Below are 17,309 nucleotides of genomic sequence, written 5' to 3' on the forward strand. Positions count from 1 at the left end.
TAAATTGAATATTTATATCTTCATTAAAGTGAAGATATAACGCAATGAGGAAATATGCAAACGGCGAGGCGCTTCACATTTTTTGAGGTTCACAAACCAACAGGCGAAAAAAAACCGGGCCTAACCCGGTTTCTTCAACAACACAGAGCGCATTACGGCTTGGCGACAAAACCAATCGCTTCGTAAACGGCTTTCAGCGTAACAGAAGCACGTGCGCTGGCTTTTTCCGCACCGTCTTTCATCACTTTCTGCAGGAAAGCTTCATCGTTACGGAAACGGTGATAACGCTCCTGAAGCTCGGTCAGCATACCGGAAACGGCCTCTGCGACTTCACCTTTCAGATGACCATACATTTTGCCTTCGAAGTGCTGTTCCAGCTCCGGAATGCTCTGGCCGGTAACCGCAGAGAGGATATCCAGCAGGTTGGAAACGCCCGCTTTGTTCTGCACGTCGTAGCGTACAACAGGCGGCTCTTCAGAGTCGGTCATCGCGCGTTTGATTTTCTTAACCACAGATTTCGGATCTTCCAGCAGACCGATCACGTTGTTGCGGTTGTCATCCGACTTGGACATTTTCTTCGTCGGCTCCAGCAGCGACATCACGCGCGCACCGGATTTAGGAATGAACGGCTCAGGCACTTTGAAGATCTCGCCATACAGGGCGTTGAAGCGCTGGGCGATATCGCGGCTCAGTTCCAGATGCTGTTTCTGATCTTCGCCAACCGGTACCTGGTTGGTCTGATACAGCAGAATGTCTGCCGCCATCAGTACCGGATAATCAAACAGGCCGGCGTTGATGTTCTCCGCATAGCGTGCGGATTTATCTTTGAACTGGGTCATACGGCTCAGCTCGCCGAAGTAGGTGTAGCAGTTCAGTGCCCAACCTAACTGTGCATGCTCCGGTACGTGAGACTGCACGAAAATTGTACTTTTTTCAGGATCGATACCGCATGCCAGGTACAGCGCCAGCGTATCGAGCGTTGCTTTACGCAGCTGCTGAGCATCCTGACGAACGGTGATGGCATGTTGGTCAACGATGCAGTAGATGCAATGGTAGTCATCCTGCATGCTCACCCACTGACGCAGCGCACCCATATAGTTGCCAATGGTCAATTCACCTGAGGGCTGTGCGCCACTAAAAACGATGGGCTTAGTCATTTTTTGATTCCTGATTTTCGCTATGCGGAAGCCCGAGAGCGGGCAGTAGTTCATTAATACGGTCGTAAATAACGTCGGGCTGGCTCAGCGCGATCGACTCACCGTAGTTGTAGCCATAGGTCAGGCCAACGGACGGACAGCCAGCAGCTTTTGCCGCCTGAATATCATTGCGTGAATCCCCTACGAAGAGCATTTGCTCAGGCTTGATGCCAAGCTTGCTTGCCACCAGCAGCAGCGGATCCGGATGCGGTTTTTTATTCTGCACGTCGTCACCACCGATGACCACGCTAAAGTATTTGGCGATATCTAATGCTTCGAGTAATGGTGCGACAAACGGGGTCGGTTTGTTGGTCACCAGACCCAGCGGCAATCCTTTCGCATGCAGCGCGCCCAGCGTGTCGGCAACATCAGGGAACAGGAATGTCCCCTCTTCTGCGACATCACCGTAGTATCTGTCGAACAGCTTACGCAAAATACGTACCTGTTCCTCAGCGGGAATATCATCATCAACGGGCGGTTTACCCATCGTTTTACGTAATGTCGCGCGCTCCTGACGAGACCACGCCAGCGCGCGCTCCATCAGTACGTCTGCACCGTTGCCAATCCAGGTGATAACGCGTTCTTCTCCGGCAACCGGCAATTCCAGCGCATACAGCGCCATATCCACCGCTGCGGCTAATCCCGGCGCGCTGTCGACCAGTGTACCGTCGAGGTCAAATGCAGCGCCCCGAATATCCTGAAACTTATCCATGACTTACCTTCGCCAGTTCATTGCGCATTTCATCAATGACTTTTTTGTAGTCTGGTTGGTCGAAAATCGCGGAGCCTGCGACAAACATATCTGCGCCTGCAGCAGCTATTTCGCCAATGTTGTTCACTTTGACACCGCCGTCCACTTCGAGGCGGATATCGTAGCCAGATTCATCAATGCGACGACGCACTTCGCGCAGCTTATCCAGCGTTTGTGGGATGAAGGACTGCCCGCCAAAGCCTGGGTTAACGGACATCAGCAGGATCACATCGAGCTTATCCATGACGTAGTCCAGATAGCTCAGCGGCGTTGCCGGGTTGAACACCAGGCCCGCTTTACAGCCATGCTCTTTGATCAGCTGTAAAGTGCGATCGACATGCTCGGAGGCTTCCGGGTGAAAAGTAATGATGCTGGCACCGGCGGCGGCGAAGTCCGGGACAATACGATCGACTGGTTTCACCATCAGGTGAACATCAATCGGGGCAGTGATGCCATATTTACGCAGCGATTTCAGTACCATCGGTCCGATGGTCAAGTTCGGTACGTAGTGATTGTCCATGACGTCGAAGTGCACAACGTCGGCACCGGCAGTCAGCGCTCTCGCGGTGTCCTCACCCAGGCGGGCAAAATCAGCCGACAGAATTGAGGGGGCGATCAAATACTGTTTCATCCGCTTCTCCTTGAGATTTATTTCTTCGCAGGCGTTACGACTCCTGGTTTATACAGTGCCAGCAGTTCGTTCACCTTTTTACGCGTGCCGCCATTGCTGCTTATGCTGCGCCGCACTTTGACCTGAAAATGTTTCGCCGCTCGGTACCATTCACGGGTATCGGGCGTATCGTGGTTCGAAATTAACACTGGGATCTGCTTACTGACCAGCTTTTCTGCCATCTCGGCCAAATGCGCCTGCTCTTTCGGGCTAAAGCTGTTGGTGTGATACGCAGTGAAATTTGCCGTCGCCGAAAGTGGTGCATAAGGCGGGTCACAATAGACCACAGAGTTGCTATCCGCACGGTCCATGCACTCTTCATAGGAGAGGCAATGGAACTCCGCATTCTGCGCTTTCTCAGCAAAATGGTACAACTCGGCTTCCGGGAAGTAAGGTTTTTTATAACGCCCAAACGGGACGTTAAACTCGCCGCGCAGGTTATAACGGCATAATCCGTTGTAACCAAAGCGGTTCAGATACAAGAACAGCACTGCTCTGCGGAACGGATCCTGGCTGGCATTAAATTCTTCTCTGAACCGATAGTACACCTCAGCCTGATTGGTTTCAGGCATAAACAGCTCACGAGAAGCCTGCACATACTCATCGGTACGCGTCTTCACGATGTTATAGAGACTGATAAGGTCGCTGTTGATATCGGCAAGAATATAACGAGAAAAGTCGGTGTTGAGAAACACCGACCCGGCACCCACGAAAGGTTCAATCAGGCACTCACCCTGAGGTAAATGCCGTTTAATATCATCAAGCAGGGGGTATTTCCCCCCTGCCCATTTCAAAAAAGCGCGATTTTTTTTCATGCTGACTAACTAATTACACCTTCTCCGGCTGTGGAGAAAGCTCCGACAGCATCCTGCGCTTTAGTCTTTGTCCCGCAATTGGGCGAAACAGCAAACCATTGCAGAACATATCCTATCTTACTTCAAATCGGCCTGAACCTGGTGCAGCGGTTTTGCCCACGGGTTTTTCGCCTGAATATCAGCGGGTAACGTAGACACTGCACGTTTCGCATCTTCTTTAGACGCATACACGCCTGTCACCAGAACATACCACGGTTGACCGTTACGCGTCGTCTGGTACACCACATAGTTCTTCAGGTTTTCTTTCTTCGCCCAACCGTTCAGATTGTCGTAGTTAGAAGAACTGCTGAGCTGCAGCGTGTAATGGCTGGACGGCGCAGATTTTAACGCTCCAACGTTACCTGCACTTTTCGCTCCGCCAGCAACAGGTGTTGTCGTTGTTGCTGTCGCCGTTGGCGCAGGCGTTGCGGTCTGTGCTGGCGCCGTCGTGGTTGCTTTCGGCTCAGCGGTCGCTTTCGGCGTAGCGGTTACCACAGGCGCTTTGGTTGTGGTAGTCGGCGCAGTTGCGGTTGGTTTTGCCTGGGCAACAGGTTTCGGCTCTGTCGGCGTCGCTTTCACCGTAGTTTGCGGTTTGCTCTTCGGCTCAATTACGGCCTGTTTACGTTCCTGATGCGTAGCCGCAGGACGTTCAGTCGTTTCCGTTTTCGCAGTCTGGCGCGCAGCATTACCATTACGCATCGGCGCAACGGTCGCAGGTTCGGTCGGCAGCGTAGAGTTAACTACAGCGTTGTTAACTTGCTCCTGGCCTTGCGGTTGTGTCAGAGCGTTGTTCAAATCGCCCTGCACTTCAACACGCTGCTGCCCTTCAGTTGCCGCAGGTGCCTGACCTTGAGTCGGGGTAGAGGAAATCGGTGGCAGGGAAACATCCTGCTGGGTATTGCCAGCAGTCTGCTCTGCGCCCGTTGCAGGTGTCGTTGCACTCGCCTGATCCGTTGCATTGCTGCCAGAGAGATCGATGCTCTTCTCACCAGATGCTGCCTGCTCATTGGAAGAAGATGAGGGGGCTTTCAGCGCAGAACCAATGCCGATAATCAGCAGCAGCAGTACCAGAACACCCACGCCCATCATCATATACTGGCGGGAGGCAGGCTTGCTGGCGACTTTCTTACGCTTGCGCGGACGACGTTCTACACGCTCTTCATCCACGGTATCGTCATCAGATTCATACTCTTCTTCAATGTTCTGCTCTTCATCACGCTCTTTGCGTGCGCGCGCAGGACGGCGATCGTCAGCATCCAGATCAACATCATCAAAATTGATTTGCGGCTCATTATCGCGTTCAGACGATTGACGAGAACGACCAGTACGACGATCGCTGGGATCGGGTTTCAGCTCGTCTTCTGGTTTGAATTCATCCATTTAACACCCCACTCAAAGGTTAATGCTTACGACTTTGCACATAACCTGAAGCTAAAAGACCTACGTTTCGCAACGTAAGCCTGACCTTTCTTGTTGTTACGCCTGCTGGCAATCAGCAATAGCGTTAAGAACCACCTCGTGCGACACTCCGCCGCGCACTTCACTCTTCCCTATCGCTCGCGGAAGCACCAAACGAATCTCTCCCGCTAACACTTTTTTATCTCGCAGCATGTGCGGCAGATAAGCCTCAGTGGACATTTCACGCGGCCCATTCACCGGTAAGCCTGCTCGCTGTAACAGCGTAATGATGCGCTGCGTATCAGCGGAGGTGAACTGACCCAAACGTTCAGACGTACGGGCAGCCATTACCATACCAGCGGCCACCGCTTCACCATGTAACCAATTGCCATAACCCATTTCAGCTTCGATCGCATGGCCAAACGTGTGCCCCAGATTCAGTAAAGCACGTAAGCCCATTTCACGCTCGTCTGCTGCGACAACTTCTGCTTTCAGCTCACAACAACGACGAATACAGTACGCCATCGCCGGACCGTCCAGACGCAACAACGCATCCAGATTGTCTTCCAGCCAGCTGAAAAATTCACCGTCAAGAATGATGCCGTATTTGATCACTTCCGCCAGCCCCGATGCCAGCTCACGCGCAGGAAGCGTTTTCAGACAATCGAGATCCACCACCACGGAGGCCGGTTGGTAAAACGCGCCAATCATGTTTTTACCGAGGGGATGGTTTACGGCGGTTTTGCCGCCAACGGAGGAGTCGACCTGCGACAACAGGGTTGTCGGGACTTGAATAAAACGAACACCACGTTGATAGCTGGCTGCCGCAAAACCGGTCAGATCGCCAATCACGCCGCCGCCAAGGGCAACTAACGTGGTATCACGACCGTGCGGTTTTTGCAGTAACGCGGTGAAAACCGTATCCAGAACCGTCAGGCTTTTATGCTGCTCGCCATCGGGAAGGATAACGCTATCAACGTTAACACCCGCCTGTTCAAGTACGCCGCGAACCTTATCGAGATAAAGGGGGGCCAGGGTTTCGTTGGTCACCAACATAACCTGATCGCCCGATTTCAGCGGTAAGAATGAAGCTGGCTCATTGAACAAACCAGCCGCGATGGTGATAGGGTAACTACGTTCCCCGAGAGTGACTGTGATCCTCTCCATTACGCGACATCCACCTTAGTTACATGTACCCGCAGACGAGTGTGTATTCAGCCAGAATTAGTTGCTTTCCAACATATGAATAATCTGGTTTGCTACGACTTTTGCGCTCTGATCGTCGGTTCGAATGGTCACGTCAGCAATCTCTTCGTACAGAGGATTGCGTTCGTCAGCCAACGCTTCCAGAACTTCACGAGGCGGTGATTCTACCTGCAGCAACGGGCGTTTCTTGTCACGTTGAGTACGCGCAAGTTGTTTTTCAATTGTCGTTTCAAGATAGACCACGACGCCACGCGCGGAAAGACGGTTACGTGTTTCACGTGATTTTACAGAGCCACCGCCAGTTGCCAGCACAATACCCTGTTTTTCCGTCAACTCGTTGATGACTTTTTCTTCGCGATCACGGAAGCCGTCTTCACCTTCTACATCGAAGACCCAGCCCACATCAGCTCCGGTTCGTTTCTCAATCTCTTGATCAGAATCGTAAAATTCCATATTGAGTTGTTGAGCTAACTGGCGCCCAATAGTGCTTTTTCCGGCACCCATAGGCCCAACCAGAAAGATATTGCGTTTCTCTGCCATTTTTTCGGTACTACTAAGACTATTCGTTAATGGTAAACCCGCTTCGCAGACACCCAGCGCAGCAGGACATGAACTGAAACCTCATAAGATATTGCGAGAGTCAGACTGAAAATTATCTCAATACTCAAGCGGGTTTGGCAACTGAATAAATCACCAAACCTAACGCATTTCTGGTCGTGGCAGGCATGCTACCCTGCAAACATCAGACCTGGCGACGTATCGCGCAGCCAAATGACACCCAATAAGCCTATGGCACACCACCGGAAAGGCAAAGCGTATTCACTGCCGCATAAGTAAAGAAAAGTACCGACGCTCAAATCGGTACTCCTTGTATGCTAAATACACCCTCACGTCAAATCCCTGAAACGTGTTCAGTGCAAAAACAATGGCTTTTCATGCATAAGTTATTCCGTTGAAACCAGTCTGGGCGTTATAAAGACCACTAATTCGCGCCGTTCATCTTCTTTACCATCATGGCGAAAAAGAGAGCCAAGCCAGGGAATGTCGCCTAATAGCGGCACGCTGTCGGCTGCGGATTTATTCTTATGTGAAAAAATCCCGCCAAGCGCAATCGTCTCGCCGCTTCTTACCTCGACCTGCGTTTCAATCTCTTGCTTGTCGATAGCCAACACTTCGCCATCTGCCTGCTGTAGAACCTGTCCCGGAACATTCTGGCTGATATGCAGTTTCAGCCTGATTCTCCCTTTCTGCAACACCGTTGGCGTCACCTCCATCCCCAGTACCGCTTCCTTGAACTCGACGGATGTCGCACCGCTTTCACCGCTGGAGACCTGATAAGGGATCTCACTGCCCTGCTTAATACTGGCAGGTTGCAGGTGAGATGCCAGTAATCGTGGACTGGCAATGATATCCAGTTGCTGTTTTTGCTCCAGCGCAGACAACTCCAGTTCCAGTAAACGACCGTTAATACGGCCAATGTTAAATCCCACACGGGATGTGGCGGTGGCTACAGAGAGATCGCTGGCAAGCGTTGTGACATTCCCAACCGCCCCCGGTTGTTGTGCGTCAGCCAGTGACCACTTCACCCCCAGCTCACGCAAACTTTTCTCATTAATGGTGACGATATGCGCCGCCAGTTCAACCTGGGCAACCGGCAAATCCATTTGCGCCACCCACGTTTCCAGGGTGTTGAGAACAACACGATTGTCACGCAGCAGTAAGCGGTTGGTTCGTTTATCCACCGTCATGCTTCCTTTGGCACTGAGCAGCTTTTCTCCGGCTTTTACCAGCTCGGTGGCATCAGCATAGTGCAAAATGATGCTGCGATGTTCCAGCGGAAGACTAGCCTGAATCCGCGCCTGCTCGTTTTCCTGACGAGCCGCATTTTCACTCTGCCATTGAACAGAATGCACATGCAGAATATTGCCCTCCTGGCGTAATACCAGACCGGCGCTTTTCACCACCGTCTGCAATGCCTGCTTCCAGGGGACATCCGTCAAATGCAGCGACAGCACACCGCTGACATCCGGCGAAACCACCAGGTTTTTTTGTTCTTGTTCAGCCAGCGCCTGCAATACCTGCGTAACCGGCACATCATCGACTACCAGCGTCACGTTTTGCGGTTTCGTCGCCAGCGCGCTTGTTATCCCAACCGCCAGTGCCATTAGTATCAACGCTATCCATCGCTTCATTTACCGCTCCTTGTCGCTGCCACTGCCACCGCGGCGGTTCGCAGTTTTTTTCTGTGTCGAGAGTTATGTTCTGGGCCGTTATCTGCATAATCGTCCAACCGTTTTTCAGGACGTCATTTCGCTTAACCCGCAGCCATTTTTTCTGGCTATCCTGAACGATGCCGATGGGTCGTGTGCCCTGACTCACCATGCCCTGAAAACGCCATGTCGACAGCTCAGCAATTTGACAACGGTCCTCCGGCGGCAGGAAGGGATTACGCATACCGGTAAGCATCAGTACGCTTACGCATATCAACAGCCAGCGCTCAACCATCATTCAGGCGCTCCAGCTTTAGCGTTAGCAGCAGCTCCGTACCTTCTGCGCTAAGCGAAAATCGGCTGACGTTCATCCCCTGAGCCGCCAACTGGACAAACGTCAGCGGGATAGCATCCCAGGCCGATATCAGCGCCATCTCTCCCCCCTGAGCTGAGGGTTGCCAGTGGATAAGACGGGTAAGTGAATTCTGAAACAGCAGCGGGGAGAACAGGGTCAGTTTCTCTTCAGACTCTGCTGGTGATGCCGCCAGCAGATATACATCTCGCCATTGCATCTGAATAGCCGCACGTTGCTGGACCAGCGACTCGCGTTGCATAGTCCGCTCCCGCGCTAAGGGGTAAAGACATAGCGTCACCAGTATGAGTAACCCCAACATCCAGCCGCACCAGCATATGAGTCGAAAGCGTGGCGACTGCGCTAACCAGACATCACAGAGCGTTATCATGCGCACCGCTCCGTGTCAGTCGAAAGTGGAATTGCCAGCGTCCCTGCGCATCCTGCTGCGTTTCTCCAGGGCTGTTCAACATAAACAACGGCAACTGGCGTAATTGCGCTTCCAATGCCTTCAATGCGGCAAAGTTCAGTGTGTTTCCCGTCAGTTCCAGCGTGTCCTCCTGCCAGGTCATTTTTGTTAACCACGCCTGCTCCGGCAGTAATTCCGCCAGCCCTTGCAAAGCCCGCTGCCAGCTTCGGGTCTGCTCACGCTGTTTGTTCCGCGCCTGAACCTGCTGCCATCGTTGCTGGCGCTGTTGCACACGCGGCTTCAGCGCCATGAGGGCCTCAGCCCGCGTCTTTTCGGCGTCTGCCAGCAACAATTCAGCCCGATTTTCTACACTCAAAGCGCTGTAATAGCGCAACAACACGCCAATACTAAGCAAGAGTGAAGCGCTAAATAAGATGCCCCAGAAGCGCAGGCAAGCGTAACGCCGAGCCTGACGCCAGGGCAGAAGATTAATGGTCGCAATCATCAGTACACGCCCCCCATAGCGAGTCCCAGCGCAATGGCGAAGTGATGGCTTTGCGTTGGAATGGGCGGCTGGCGTACAGACACGGCGCTTAAAGGATCGAAGCCGCCGGGGGAGCATTGCGCAATGACTGTCGTGGGCAGAGATAATGTCGTGGCAAGCTCCTCGATACGGCCAATATCGCCCGTTGATTTACGTCCCCATGCTGAACGGGTCGCCCATAACCACTGGGCATCATCACGCCATACCAGACACTGGTGATGCTCCGGCAGGAAGGGAATAAATCGCTGTAACGCGCTGGCGTCCGGGGTAATCGCCGTAACCTGCACCTTCAGGGTTTGGATAAGCGTCAGAAGCGCTGAAATCTCTTTGCTTTGCGCAGCAGTGACGTTAAACGCCGGGCTCAACGTGTCTTCGCTATAATCAAAATGCAGTGCATCCGGCGCCATATCCAGTTCACGCGCCATCGAACCGGACAGCCATGCGGTTTGCTCTGGCTCACGTAACGTCATTGTCGGACGAGGAAACTTTTTTTGTAACGTCCTGTTGGCGGGAAAAGAGAGATGAATATGGTGTCGGCGAGGGAGCTCCCGGCTCCACGACAGTAGCGCGGCGACCAGCTGTTCAGGCTCGCGAATGTGGCCATCGACGATAACCTGAGGCGTCAGCGGTATACGCCACCAGCGTTGCAGATACCAACCTGATGCTTCGCGAACGATAGCGACAGCCAGCACTTCATGTTGCTGAATATGCAGACCAATTTTCCAGATATTGAAAGCCATTGCTGATGATCTCCTTATCACCCGTCGCTTTAACGGGTATATCAATGCGTCTGGCTTGCCTTTATACTACCGCGCGTTTGTTTATAAACTGCCCAAATGCCACTAAATGGGAAATCTCCAGTGAAGTTCGTAAAGTATTTATTAATCCTTGCAGTATGTTGCATCCTGCTGGGAGCAGGCTCGATTTATGGCCTTTATCGCTATATCGAGCCGCAATTACCTGACGTCGCGACGCTCAAAGATGTGCGTTTACAGATCCCGATGCAGGTTTACAGCGCTGACGGCGAGCTAATCGCGCAGTATGGCGAGAAACGTCGAATCCCGGTCACGCTGGATCAGATGCCGCCGGTAATGGTTAAAGCCTTTATCGCCACAGAAGACAGCCGCTTTTATGAGCACCACGGGGTAGACCCGGTGGGGATCTTCCGTGCGGCCAGCGTAGCATTGTTCTCTGGTCACGCGTCGCAAGGGGCGAGTACCATTACCCAGCAGTTGGCGAGAAACTTCTTCCTGAGCCCGGAACGTACGCTGATGCGTAAGATCAAAGAAGTGTTCCTGGCGATCCGCATTGAACAACTGCTGAGTAAAGATGAGATCCTCGAGCTGTATCTGAACAAGATTTACCTGGGGTATCGCGCCTATGGTGTGGGTGCTGCCGCGCAGGTCTATTTCGGTAAAACGGTGGATCAACTCAGCTTAAGTGAAATTGCGGTGATTGCCGGTCTGCCAAAAGCGCCGTCAACCTTCAACCCTCTCTATTCGATGGACCGGGCAACCGCGCGACGTAACGTTGTACTGTCGCGTATGTTGAGCGAAAACTACATCACGCAGGCCCAGTACGATCAGGCGCGCGGCGAGGCCATTGACGCCAACTACCACGCGCCGGAAATCGCTTTCTCTGCACCGTATCTGTCTGAAATGGTGCGCCAGGAGATGTATAACCGTTATGGTGAGAAAGCCTATGAAGACGGGTATCGCATCACCACCACCATTACACGCAAAGTACAGCAGGCAGCTCAGCAGGCAGTACGCAACAACGTGATGGATTACGACATGCGCCACGGCTACCGCGGCCCGTCGAACGTGCTGTGGAAAGTGGGCGAAAGCAGTTGGGACAGCAAAAAAATCACCGATACGCTGAAAGCGCTGCCGACTTATGGACCGCTGTTACCGGCGGTTGTTACCAGTGCCAATCCGCAGGAAGCCATTGCCGCGCTGGCGGATGGTACGTCAGTGTCATTACGCATGGATGGCATGCGCTGGGCGCGTCCTTACCGCTCGGATACTCAACAAGGCCCAACGCCGCGCAAAGTGACCGACGTGGTACAGGCCGGCCAGCAAATCTGGGTACGCCAGGTGGGCGATGCCTGGTGGCTGGCGCAAGTGCCAGACGTCAACTCCGCACTGGTCTCCATCAATCCGCAAAACGGCGCGGTGCTGGCACTGGTTGGTGGTTTTGACTTCAACCAGAGCAAGTTTAACCGTGCAACGCAGGCGTTACGCCAGGTGGGTTCTAACATCAAGCCATTCCTGTATACCGCCGCGATGGATAAAGGTCTGACGCTGGCGAGCATGCTCAATGACGTGCCAATCTCCCGCTGGGATGCCGGTGCTGGTTCCGACTGGCAGCCGAAGAACTCCCCGCCGCAGTACGCCGGTCCTATCCGCTTACGTCAGGGGCTGGGTCAGTCGAAAAACGTGGTGATGGTACGCGCCATGCGCGCCATGGGCGTGGATTACGCGGCAGAGTATCTGCAACGTTTCGGTTTCCCGGCACAGAACATTGTGCATACCGAGTCACTGGCGCTGGGTTCGGCTTCGTTCACACCGTTGCAGGTGGCGCGCGGTTACGCAGTGATGTCTAACGGCGGCTTCCTGGTCGATCCGTATTTCATCAGTAAGATCGAAAGCGATATGGGCGGCGTTATCTTCGAAGCGAAGCCGAAAATTGCCTGCCCGGAATGCGATATTCCGGTGATTTACGGCGATACCCAGAAATCTAACGTGCTGGAAAACAGTAATGTAGAAGATGTCGCCGTCTCGCAGGAACAGCAGAATGCCGCCGTGCCTATGCCGCAGCTTGAGCAGGCTAACCAGGCACTGGTCGCGCAAAGCGGCACACAGGAATACGCTCCGCACGTGATCAACACACCGCTGGCCTTCCTGATTAAAAGCGCGCTGAACACCAATATATTTGGTGAACCAGGCTGGATGGGAACCGGTTGGCGCGCAGGTCGCGATTTACAGCGTCATGATATCGGCGGGAAAACCGGAACCACCAACAGCTCTAAAGATGCGTGGTTCTCCGGTTACGGACCAGGCGTGGTGACGTCAGTATGGATCGGCTTTGATGATCATCGCCGCAACCTTGGCCATACGACAGCTTCCGGCGCGATCAAAGACCAAATCTCCGGCTACGAAGGCGGTGCGAAGAGTGCGCAGCCAGCATGGGATGCCTACATGAAGTCCGTGCTGGAAGGCGTGCCTGAACAGCCGTTGACGCCGCCACCGGGTATCGTAACGGTCAATATCGATCGCAGCACAGGACAACTGGCAAGCGGTGGCAATAGCCGCGCAGAGTACTTCATTGAAGGCACTCAGCCGACGCAACAGGCGGTGCATGAAGTGGGGACGACCATTATCGATAATGGTGAGACGCACGAACTATTCTAATCTTTTGCCGGATGGCGACGCCAGGGGCGTCTTATCCGGCCTACATTTTCGGCGCAATTATTTGAAAGTGCTGAACTCTGTAGGCCGGATAAGGCGTCAGCCGCCATCCGGCAATATAAACTACAATCGCCCCTGCCCTTTCAGCCATTCGCGTACGAGGAACAACGCACTGACATTACGCGCTTCGTGAAAATCAGGATCTTCCAGCAGGTCCATCAAATGCGCCAGCGGCCAGCGCACCTGCGGCAATGGCTCAGGTTCATCACCCTCCAGCGATTCAGGATATAAATCTTCTGCCACCACGATGTTCATCTTGCTGGAGAAATAAGATGGTGCCATGCTGAGTTTCTTTAAAAACGTCAGATCTTTTGCGCCAAACCCCACCTCTTCTTTCAGCTCCCGATTCGCCGCCTCAAAAATGCTTTCGCCAGGATCGATTAATCCCTTGGAAAAACCCAGTTCGTAAGATTCGGTCCCGACTGCGTACTCGCGGATGAGGATCATGTGGTCGTCAACAATCGGCACAATCATTACCGCTTCACGCGTGGATGGACGCATACGTTCATAAACGCGGCGTACGCCATTGCTGAACTCAAGGTCCACGCTTTCGACTTTAAACAGCCGGGATTGGGCGACGGTTTCCACTTTCAAAATCGTGGGTTTCTGTAATGATTTGCTCATTGTGAGGATCTTTGCTGTGAAATCTGGGGTTATTGTGCGATATACCGCACGGTTTCGGCAATGTGAATTGCCGTTTATTTACATTTATGTAACGTACTAAAAGTTAATCCCTATTTCAAATTAAAAGTCAATAGGTTGAAATAACTCCAGGAATTTGCTGATATTCCATTTTTAGTGATTTTGCTATGATTCGCTTTTACTGGGCTGTACTTAAAGATGCTCAAGTTCGACTCCACACTTGCCGATAGCCAACCACAGAATCACGAATATTGAACAGGGTGCGACTGACCACGCCTGACAGACTAAGTAAGATGGGGAAAGCATGAGCACCATTCTGATTTTTTTAGCTGCTTTGCTGGCCTGCTCATTGCTTGCAGGATGGCTACTCAAATCAAAATCCAGGCAGAAAAATTTACCCTTGAGCAGCGTCTTCTCAGACGCCTCGAAACGTAAACTCGCGCCTGAAGAACGCAGTGCCGTCGAAAACTATCTCGAAAGCCTTAGTCAAATTCAGCAAGTACCTGGTCCAACTGGAGCCAGTTCTGCGCCAGTCTCATTAACGTTGAATGCCCAAAGTAATAGCGTCATCGTGCTTACTCGTTCGATTACACGTTACGGCATCACCACCGACGATCCTAACAAATGGCGCTACTATCTTGATTCCGTTGAGGTGCACCTTCCCCCTTTCTGGGAACAATACATCAATGACGAAAACAGCGTTGAGATAATCCATACCAATACAATACCGCTGGTTATCTCGTTGAACGGCCATACGCTGCAGGAATATATGCAGGAAGCGCGTGGCTATGCGTTGCAGCACACCGCTTCTACCCAGGCATCCATTCGTGGTGAAGAAAGTGAGCAGATTGAACTGCTGAATATTCGCCAGGAAACCCATGAAGAATATGCGCTCAGCCGCCCTTCGGGATTGCGCGAGGCGTTGCTGATAACCGCATCATTCCTGCTGTTCTTTTTCTGTTTGGTTATCCCGAATACGTTTGTTCCGTGGGCAGTCGGTGGCGCGGTGTTGCTGTTAGCTGCGGGTCTGTGGGGATTATTCGCCCCGCCGCCCAATACCGCCCTGCGGGAAATTCATTGTCTGCGCGGTACGCCGCGTCGCTGGGGGTTGTTTGGCGAAAACGACCAGGAGCAAATTAATAATATCTCGCTGGGTATTATCGATCTGATCTACCCACCTCACTGGCAACCTTACATCGCCCAAGACCTTGGCCAGCAAACGGATATCGATATTTATCTCGATCGCCACGTTGTCCGCCAGGGGCGTTTTTTATCTCTGCACGATGAAGTCAAAAATTTCCCGTTGCAACATTGGCTGCGCAACGCCGTCATCGCTGGCGGCTCGTTGCTGGTACTGCTGATGCTGCTGTTTTGGATCCCGCTGGATATGCCGATAAAGGTCACGCTTTCCTGGATGAAGGGCGCGCAAACTATCGAAGCCACCAGCGTTAAACAGCTCGAAAACGCGGGCGTTCGCGTGGGTGATACGCTGCACCTGAGCGGTACGGGTATGTGTAATATTCATACCCAAGGGAGCTGGAATGCGCAGCCCACCACGCCGTTTATGCCTTTCGATTGCTCACAAATTATCTGGAATGACGCACGCGCATTACCACTGCCCGAATCCGATTTGGTGAATAAGGCCACTGCGCTCACGCAGGCCGTGAACCGCCAGCTGCATCCCAAACCTGACGATGACTCTCGCGTCAGCGCATCACTACGCTCGGCAATCCAAAAGTCCGGCATGGTGTTACTGGACGATTTTGGTGAGATTGTCCTGAAAACGGCCGATCTGTGTGCAGCCAAAGATGAATGTGTACGCTTAAAGAATGCGCTGGTTAACCTCGGTAACAGCAAAGACTGGGCCGCGCTGGTAAAGCGAGCGAACGCAGGCAAACTGGATGGGGTGAACGTGCTGCTGCGTCCGGTAAGCGCTGAGTCGTTAGATAATCTGGTGAATACCTCTACGGCACCATTTATTTCACGCGAGACTGCGCGAGCGGCCCAGGCGCTGAATAGCCCTGCTCCCGGCGGTTTCCTGATTATCAGCGATGAAGGCAGCGATCTGGTCGATCAGCCGTGGCCGACGACCTCGCTATATGACTATCCTCCCCAGGAACAGTGGAACGCCTTCCAGCGCCTGGCGCAGATGCTGATGCAGACACCATTTCGCGCAGAGGGGATCGTCACCAATATTTCGACTGACGCCAATGGCACCCAGCACATTGGCCTGCACCGTATCCCGGATCGTTCAGGGTTATGGCGCTACCTTGGCACGACGCTGCTGATGTTCTCCATGCTCGGATGCGCTGTCTACAACAGCGTGCAGGCATTCAGACGCTACCAGCGTCACCGCACCCGCATCGCGGAAATTCAGAGCTACTACGAAAGTTGCCTGAATCCAACGCTGATTGACGACCCGGAAAGCCTGATTCGATAACACGCTCGCACGACAGGATATGCTACTCTGTCGCGCATCATGTTTTCTTGTGGGGAGTTTCCATGCATATCAATATTGCCTGGCAGGATGTCGACACCGTGTTGTTAGATATGGACGGCACGCTGCTCGACCTGGCATTCGATAACTATTTCTGGCAAAAACTGGTGCCGGAAACCTATGGCGCGAAGCAGGGTATCTCTCCCCAGGAAGCCCAGGACTATATTCGTCAGCAGTATCATGCCGTGCAGCATACGCTAAACTGGTACTGCCTGGATTACTGGAGCGAGTGCCTGGATCTGGATATTTGCGCCATGACAACGGAACAGGGACCACGCGCCGTTTTGCGTGAAGATACCGTACCGTTTCTTGATGCCTTAAAAGCCAGCGGCAAGCGCCGTATTTTGCTCACCAACGCGCATCCGCATAATCTGGCGGTGAAGCTGGAGCATACCGGTCTGGCCTCACACCTTGATTTATTACTTTCCACCCACACATTTGGTTATCCCAAAGAGGATCAGCGGTTATGGCACGCTGTGGCTGAAGAAACGGGAATGAGTGCAGAGAAGACGCTGTTTATTGACGACAGCGAACCCATTCTCGACGCCGCTGCTCTGTACGGTATTCGTTACTGCCTCGGCGTGACCAATCCCGACTCCGGCATCGCCGAAAAGCAGTACGCACGCCATCCGTCACTGAATGACTACCGCCGACTGATCCCCTCACTGATGTGAAGGAGACGCCATGAAAGAAAAGCCCTCTGCTGAAGTCAGGCTGGATAAATGGCTGTGGGCTGCACGCTTTTACAAAACGCGTGCGCTAGCCCGCGAAATGGTTGAAGGCGGTAAGGTGCACTACAACGGCCAGCGCAGTAAGCCGAGCAAGATTGTCGAGCTGAACGCCACCCTCACCCTTCGCCAGGGAAATGACGAGCGAACGGTCATTATCAAGGCCATTACCGAGCAGCGTCGCCCGGCAACGGAAGCCGTTACGCTGTATGAAGAAACCGCGGAAAGCGTGGAAAAACGCGAAAAAATGGCGCTGGCGCGTAAACTTAACGCGTTAACCATGCCGCACCCGGACAGGCGACCGGACAAGAAAGAGCGCCGCGACCTGTTACGATTTAAACATGGCGACAGCGAGTGACTGTCACCTGCAAGAGAGATGATT

Annotated in this window: 17 protein-coding genes; 4 read left to right on the forward strand and 13 right to left on the reverse strand. The window is 53.0% G+C overall.

Translation table 11 applies throughout. The features are described 5' to 3' along the window. Positions 1 to 152 precede the first annotated feature (152 nt). From trpS to OGV57_RS21855, 12 genes are all read right to left on the reverse strand, one after another. The gene (gene trpS / locus OGV57_RS21800) at positions 153 to 1,157 is read right to left on the reverse strand and encodes a tryptophan--tRNA ligase (protein WP_003023564.1); all 1,005 of its coding nucleotides are present in this window, start codon (positions 1,155 to 1,157) and stop codon (positions 153 to 155) included. Then, positions 1,150 to 1,908 (reverse strand): phosphoglycolate phosphatase, encoded by a 759-nt coding sequence (gene gph / locus OGV57_RS21805; RefSeq protein WP_003837920.1) that lies wholly within the window; start codon positions 1,906 to 1,908, stop codon positions 1,150 to 1,152. Before gph ends, trpS begins: the two co-directional genes overlap by 8 nt. Continuing rightward, positions 1,901 to 2,578 (reverse strand): ribulose-phosphate 3-epimerase, encoded by a 678-nt coding sequence (rpe, locus tag OGV57_RS21810; protein WP_003023561.1) that lies wholly within the window; start codon positions 2,576 to 2,578, stop codon positions 1,901 to 1,903. Before rpe ends, gph begins: the two co-directional genes overlap by 8 nt. Positions 2,579 to 2,595: 17 nt before the next feature. Next, the gene (dam, locus tag OGV57_RS21815) at positions 2,596 to 3,432 is read right to left on the reverse strand and encodes an adenine-specific DNA-methyltransferase (protein ID WP_003023558.1); all 837 of its coding nucleotides are present in this window, start codon (positions 3,430 to 3,432) and stop codon (positions 2,596 to 2,598) included. Positions 3,433 to 3,549: 117 nt separating this feature from the next. After that, a complete protein-coding gene (gene damX, locus OGV57_RS21820; protein ID WP_032937261.1) occupies positions 3,550 to 4,851 on the reverse strand; it encodes a cell division protein DamX in 1,302 nt (433 codons plus the stop codon). Positions 4,852 to 4,947: 96 nt separating this feature from the next. Beyond that, positions 4,948 to 6,036: a 3-dehydroquinate synthase gene (gene aroB / locus OGV57_RS21825; RefSeq protein WP_003837915.1), complete on the reverse strand. Its 1,089-nt coding sequence runs from the start codon at positions 6,034 to 6,036 to the stop codon at positions 4,948 to 4,950. A 57-nt stretch (positions 6,037 to 6,093) separates the two neighbouring features. Then, positions 6,094 to 6,615: a shikimate kinase AroK gene (aroK, locus tag OGV57_RS21830; protein WP_003023552.1), complete on the reverse strand. Its 522-nt coding sequence runs from the start codon at positions 6,613 to 6,615 to the stop codon at positions 6,094 to 6,096. Between the two features lie 404 nt (positions 6,616 to 7,019). Continuing rightward, positions 7,020 to 8,267: a DNA uptake porin HofQ gene (hofQ, locus tag OGV57_RS21835; RefSeq protein ID WP_032937260.1), complete on the reverse strand. Its 1,248-nt coding sequence runs from the start codon at positions 8,265 to 8,267 to the stop codon at positions 7,020 to 7,022. Further along, positions 8,170 to 8,583, reverse strand: coding sequence for a HofP DNA utilization family protein (locus OGV57_RS21840; RefSeq protein WP_032937259.1), 414 nt, complete (start codon positions 8,581 to 8,583; stop codon positions 8,170 to 8,172). Before OGV57_RS21840 ends, hofQ begins: the two co-directional genes overlap by 98 nt. Then, positions 8,573 to 9,028 carry a HofO family protein gene (locus OGV57_RS21845; protein ID WP_044713870.1) on the reverse strand — a complete coding sequence of 152 codons (456 nt, stop codon included), beginning with the start codon at positions 9,026 to 9,028 and terminating at the stop codon, positions 8,573 to 8,575. The genes OGV57_RS21840 and OGV57_RS21845 overlap by 11 nt, the downstream gene beginning before the upstream one ends. Further along, on the reverse strand, positions 9,012 to 9,551 hold the full coding sequence (locus OGV57_RS21850; protein ID WP_003837909.1) for a PilN domain-containing protein: 540 nt from the start codon (positions 9,549 to 9,551) through the stop codon (positions 9,012 to 9,014). Before OGV57_RS21850 ends, OGV57_RS21845 begins: the two co-directional genes overlap by 17 nt. After that, positions 9,551 to 10,330: a type IV pilus biogenesis protein PilM gene (locus tag OGV57_RS21855; protein WP_032950388.1), complete on the reverse strand. Its 780-nt coding sequence runs from the start codon at positions 10,328 to 10,330 to the stop codon at positions 9,551 to 9,553. Before OGV57_RS21855 ends, OGV57_RS21850 begins: the two co-directional genes overlap by 1 nt. 120 nt (positions 10,331 to 10,450) lie before the next feature. Here OGV57_RS21855 and mrcA point away from each other — a divergent pair, with 120 nt between their 5' ends. Beyond that, positions 10,451 to 13,003 carry a peptidoglycan glycosyltransferase/peptidoglycan DD-transpeptidase MrcA gene (gene mrcA, locus OGV57_RS21860; RefSeq protein ID WP_003837905.1) on the forward strand — a complete coding sequence of 851 codons (2,553 nt, stop codon included), beginning with the start codon at positions 10,451 to 10,453 and terminating at the stop codon, positions 13,001 to 13,003. 120 nt (positions 13,004 to 13,123) lie between these two features. Here the strand turns inward: mrcA and nudE are convergent, their stop codons facing one another. Next, positions 13,124 to 13,684: an ADP compounds hydrolase NudE gene (gene nudE / locus OGV57_RS21865; RefSeq protein WP_003023537.1), complete on the reverse strand. Its 561-nt coding sequence runs from the start codon at positions 13,682 to 13,684 to the stop codon at positions 13,124 to 13,126. A 322-nt stretch (positions 13,685 to 14,006) separates the two neighbouring features. Between nudE and igaA the strand changes: the two genes are divergently transcribed. From igaA to hslR, 3 genes are all read left to right on the forward strand, one after another. Continuing rightward, a complete protein-coding gene (gene igaA / locus OGV57_RS21870) occupies positions 14,007 to 16,142 on the forward strand; it encodes an intracellular growth attenuator protein IgaA (RefSeq protein WP_054528853.1) in 2,136 nt (711 codons plus the stop codon). A gap of 62 nt (positions 16,143 to 16,204) precedes the next feature. Continuing rightward, positions 16,205 to 16,873 carry a GMP/IMP nucleotidase gene (yrfG, locus tag OGV57_RS21875; protein ID WP_003023533.1) on the forward strand — a complete coding sequence of 223 codons (669 nt, stop codon included), beginning with the start codon at positions 16,205 to 16,207 and terminating at the stop codon, positions 16,871 to 16,873. Positions 16,874 to 16,883: 10 nt separating this feature from the next. Further along, on the forward strand, positions 16,884 to 17,285 hold the full coding sequence (gene hslR, locus OGV57_RS21880; RefSeq protein ID WP_003837900.1) for a ribosome-associated heat shock protein Hsp15: 402 nt from the start codon (positions 16,884 to 16,886) through the stop codon (positions 17,283 to 17,285). Positions 17,286 to 17,309 lie beyond the last annotated feature (24 nt).

Source organism: Citrobacter sp. Cf087 (genome assembly GCF_030334285.1).
In the GTDB taxonomy this organism is placed as follows: domain Bacteria; phylum Pseudomonadota; class Gammaproteobacteria; order Enterobacterales; family Enterobacteriaceae; genus Citrobacter; species Citrobacter freundii.

What these genes read in the sequence shown, in the direction of transcription:
- hslR (WP_003837900.1), top strand. Translation starts at nt 16,884, where the DNA reads ATGAAAGAAAAGCCCTCTGCTGAAGTCAGGCTGGATAAATGGCTGTGG.
- rpe (WP_003023561.1), bottom strand. Translation starts at nt 2,578, where the DNA reads ATGAAACAGTATTTGATCGCCCCCTCAATTCTGTCGGCTGATTTTGCC.
- yrfG (WP_003023533.1), top strand. Translation starts at nt 16,205, where the DNA reads ATGCATATCAATATTGCCTGGCAGGATGTCGACACCGTGTTGTTAGAT.
- damX (WP_032937261.1), bottom strand. Translation starts at nt 4,851, where the DNA reads ATGGATGAATTCAAACCAGAAGACGAGCTGAAACCCGATCCCAGCGAT.
- aroK (WP_003023552.1), bottom strand. Translation starts at nt 6,615, where the DNA reads ATGGCAGAGAAACGCAATATCTTTCTGGTTGGGCCTATGGGTGCCGGA.
- gph (WP_003837920.1), bottom strand. Translation starts at nt 1,908, where the DNA reads ATGGATAAGTTTCAGGATATTCGGGGCGCTGCATTTGACCTCGACGGT.
- OGV57_RS21850 (WP_003837909.1), bottom strand. Translation starts at nt 9,551, where the DNA reads ATGATTGCGACCATTAATCTTCTGCCCTGGCGTCAGGCTCGGCGTTAC.
- OGV57_RS21840 (WP_032937259.1), bottom strand. Translation starts at nt 8,583, where the DNA reads ATGATGGTTGAGCGCTGGCTGTTGATATGCGTAAGCGTACTGATGCTT.
- nudE (WP_003023537.1), bottom strand. Translation starts at nt 13,684, where the DNA reads ATGAGCAAATCATTACAGAAACCCACGATTTTGAAAGTGGAAACCGTC.
- igaA (WP_054528853.1), top strand. Translation starts at nt 14,007, where the DNA reads ATGAGCACCATTCTGATTTTTTTAGCTGCTTTGCTGGCCTGCTCATTG.
- hofQ (WP_032937260.1), bottom strand. Translation starts at nt 8,267, where the DNA reads ATGAAGCGATGGATAGCGTTGATACTAATGGCACTGGCGGTTGGGATA.
- trpS (WP_003023564.1), bottom strand. Translation starts at nt 1,157, where the DNA reads ATGACTAAGCCCATCGTTTTTAGTGGCGCACAGCCCTCAGGTGAATTG.
- OGV57_RS21845 (WP_044713870.1), bottom strand. Translation starts at nt 9,028, where the DNA reads ATGATAACGCTCTGTGATGTCTGGTTAGCGCAGTCGCCACGCTTTCGA.
- OGV57_RS21855 (WP_032950388.1), bottom strand. Translation starts at nt 10,330, where the DNA reads ATGGCTTTCAATATCTGGAAAATTGGTCTGCATATTCAGCAACATGAA.
- dam (WP_003023558.1), bottom strand. Translation starts at nt 3,432, where the DNA reads ATGAAAAAAAATCGCGCTTTTTTGAAATGGGCAGGGGGGAAATACCCC.
- aroB (WP_003837915.1), bottom strand. Translation starts at nt 6,036, where the DNA reads ATGGAGAGGATCACAGTCACTCTCGGGGAACGTAGTTACCCTATCACC.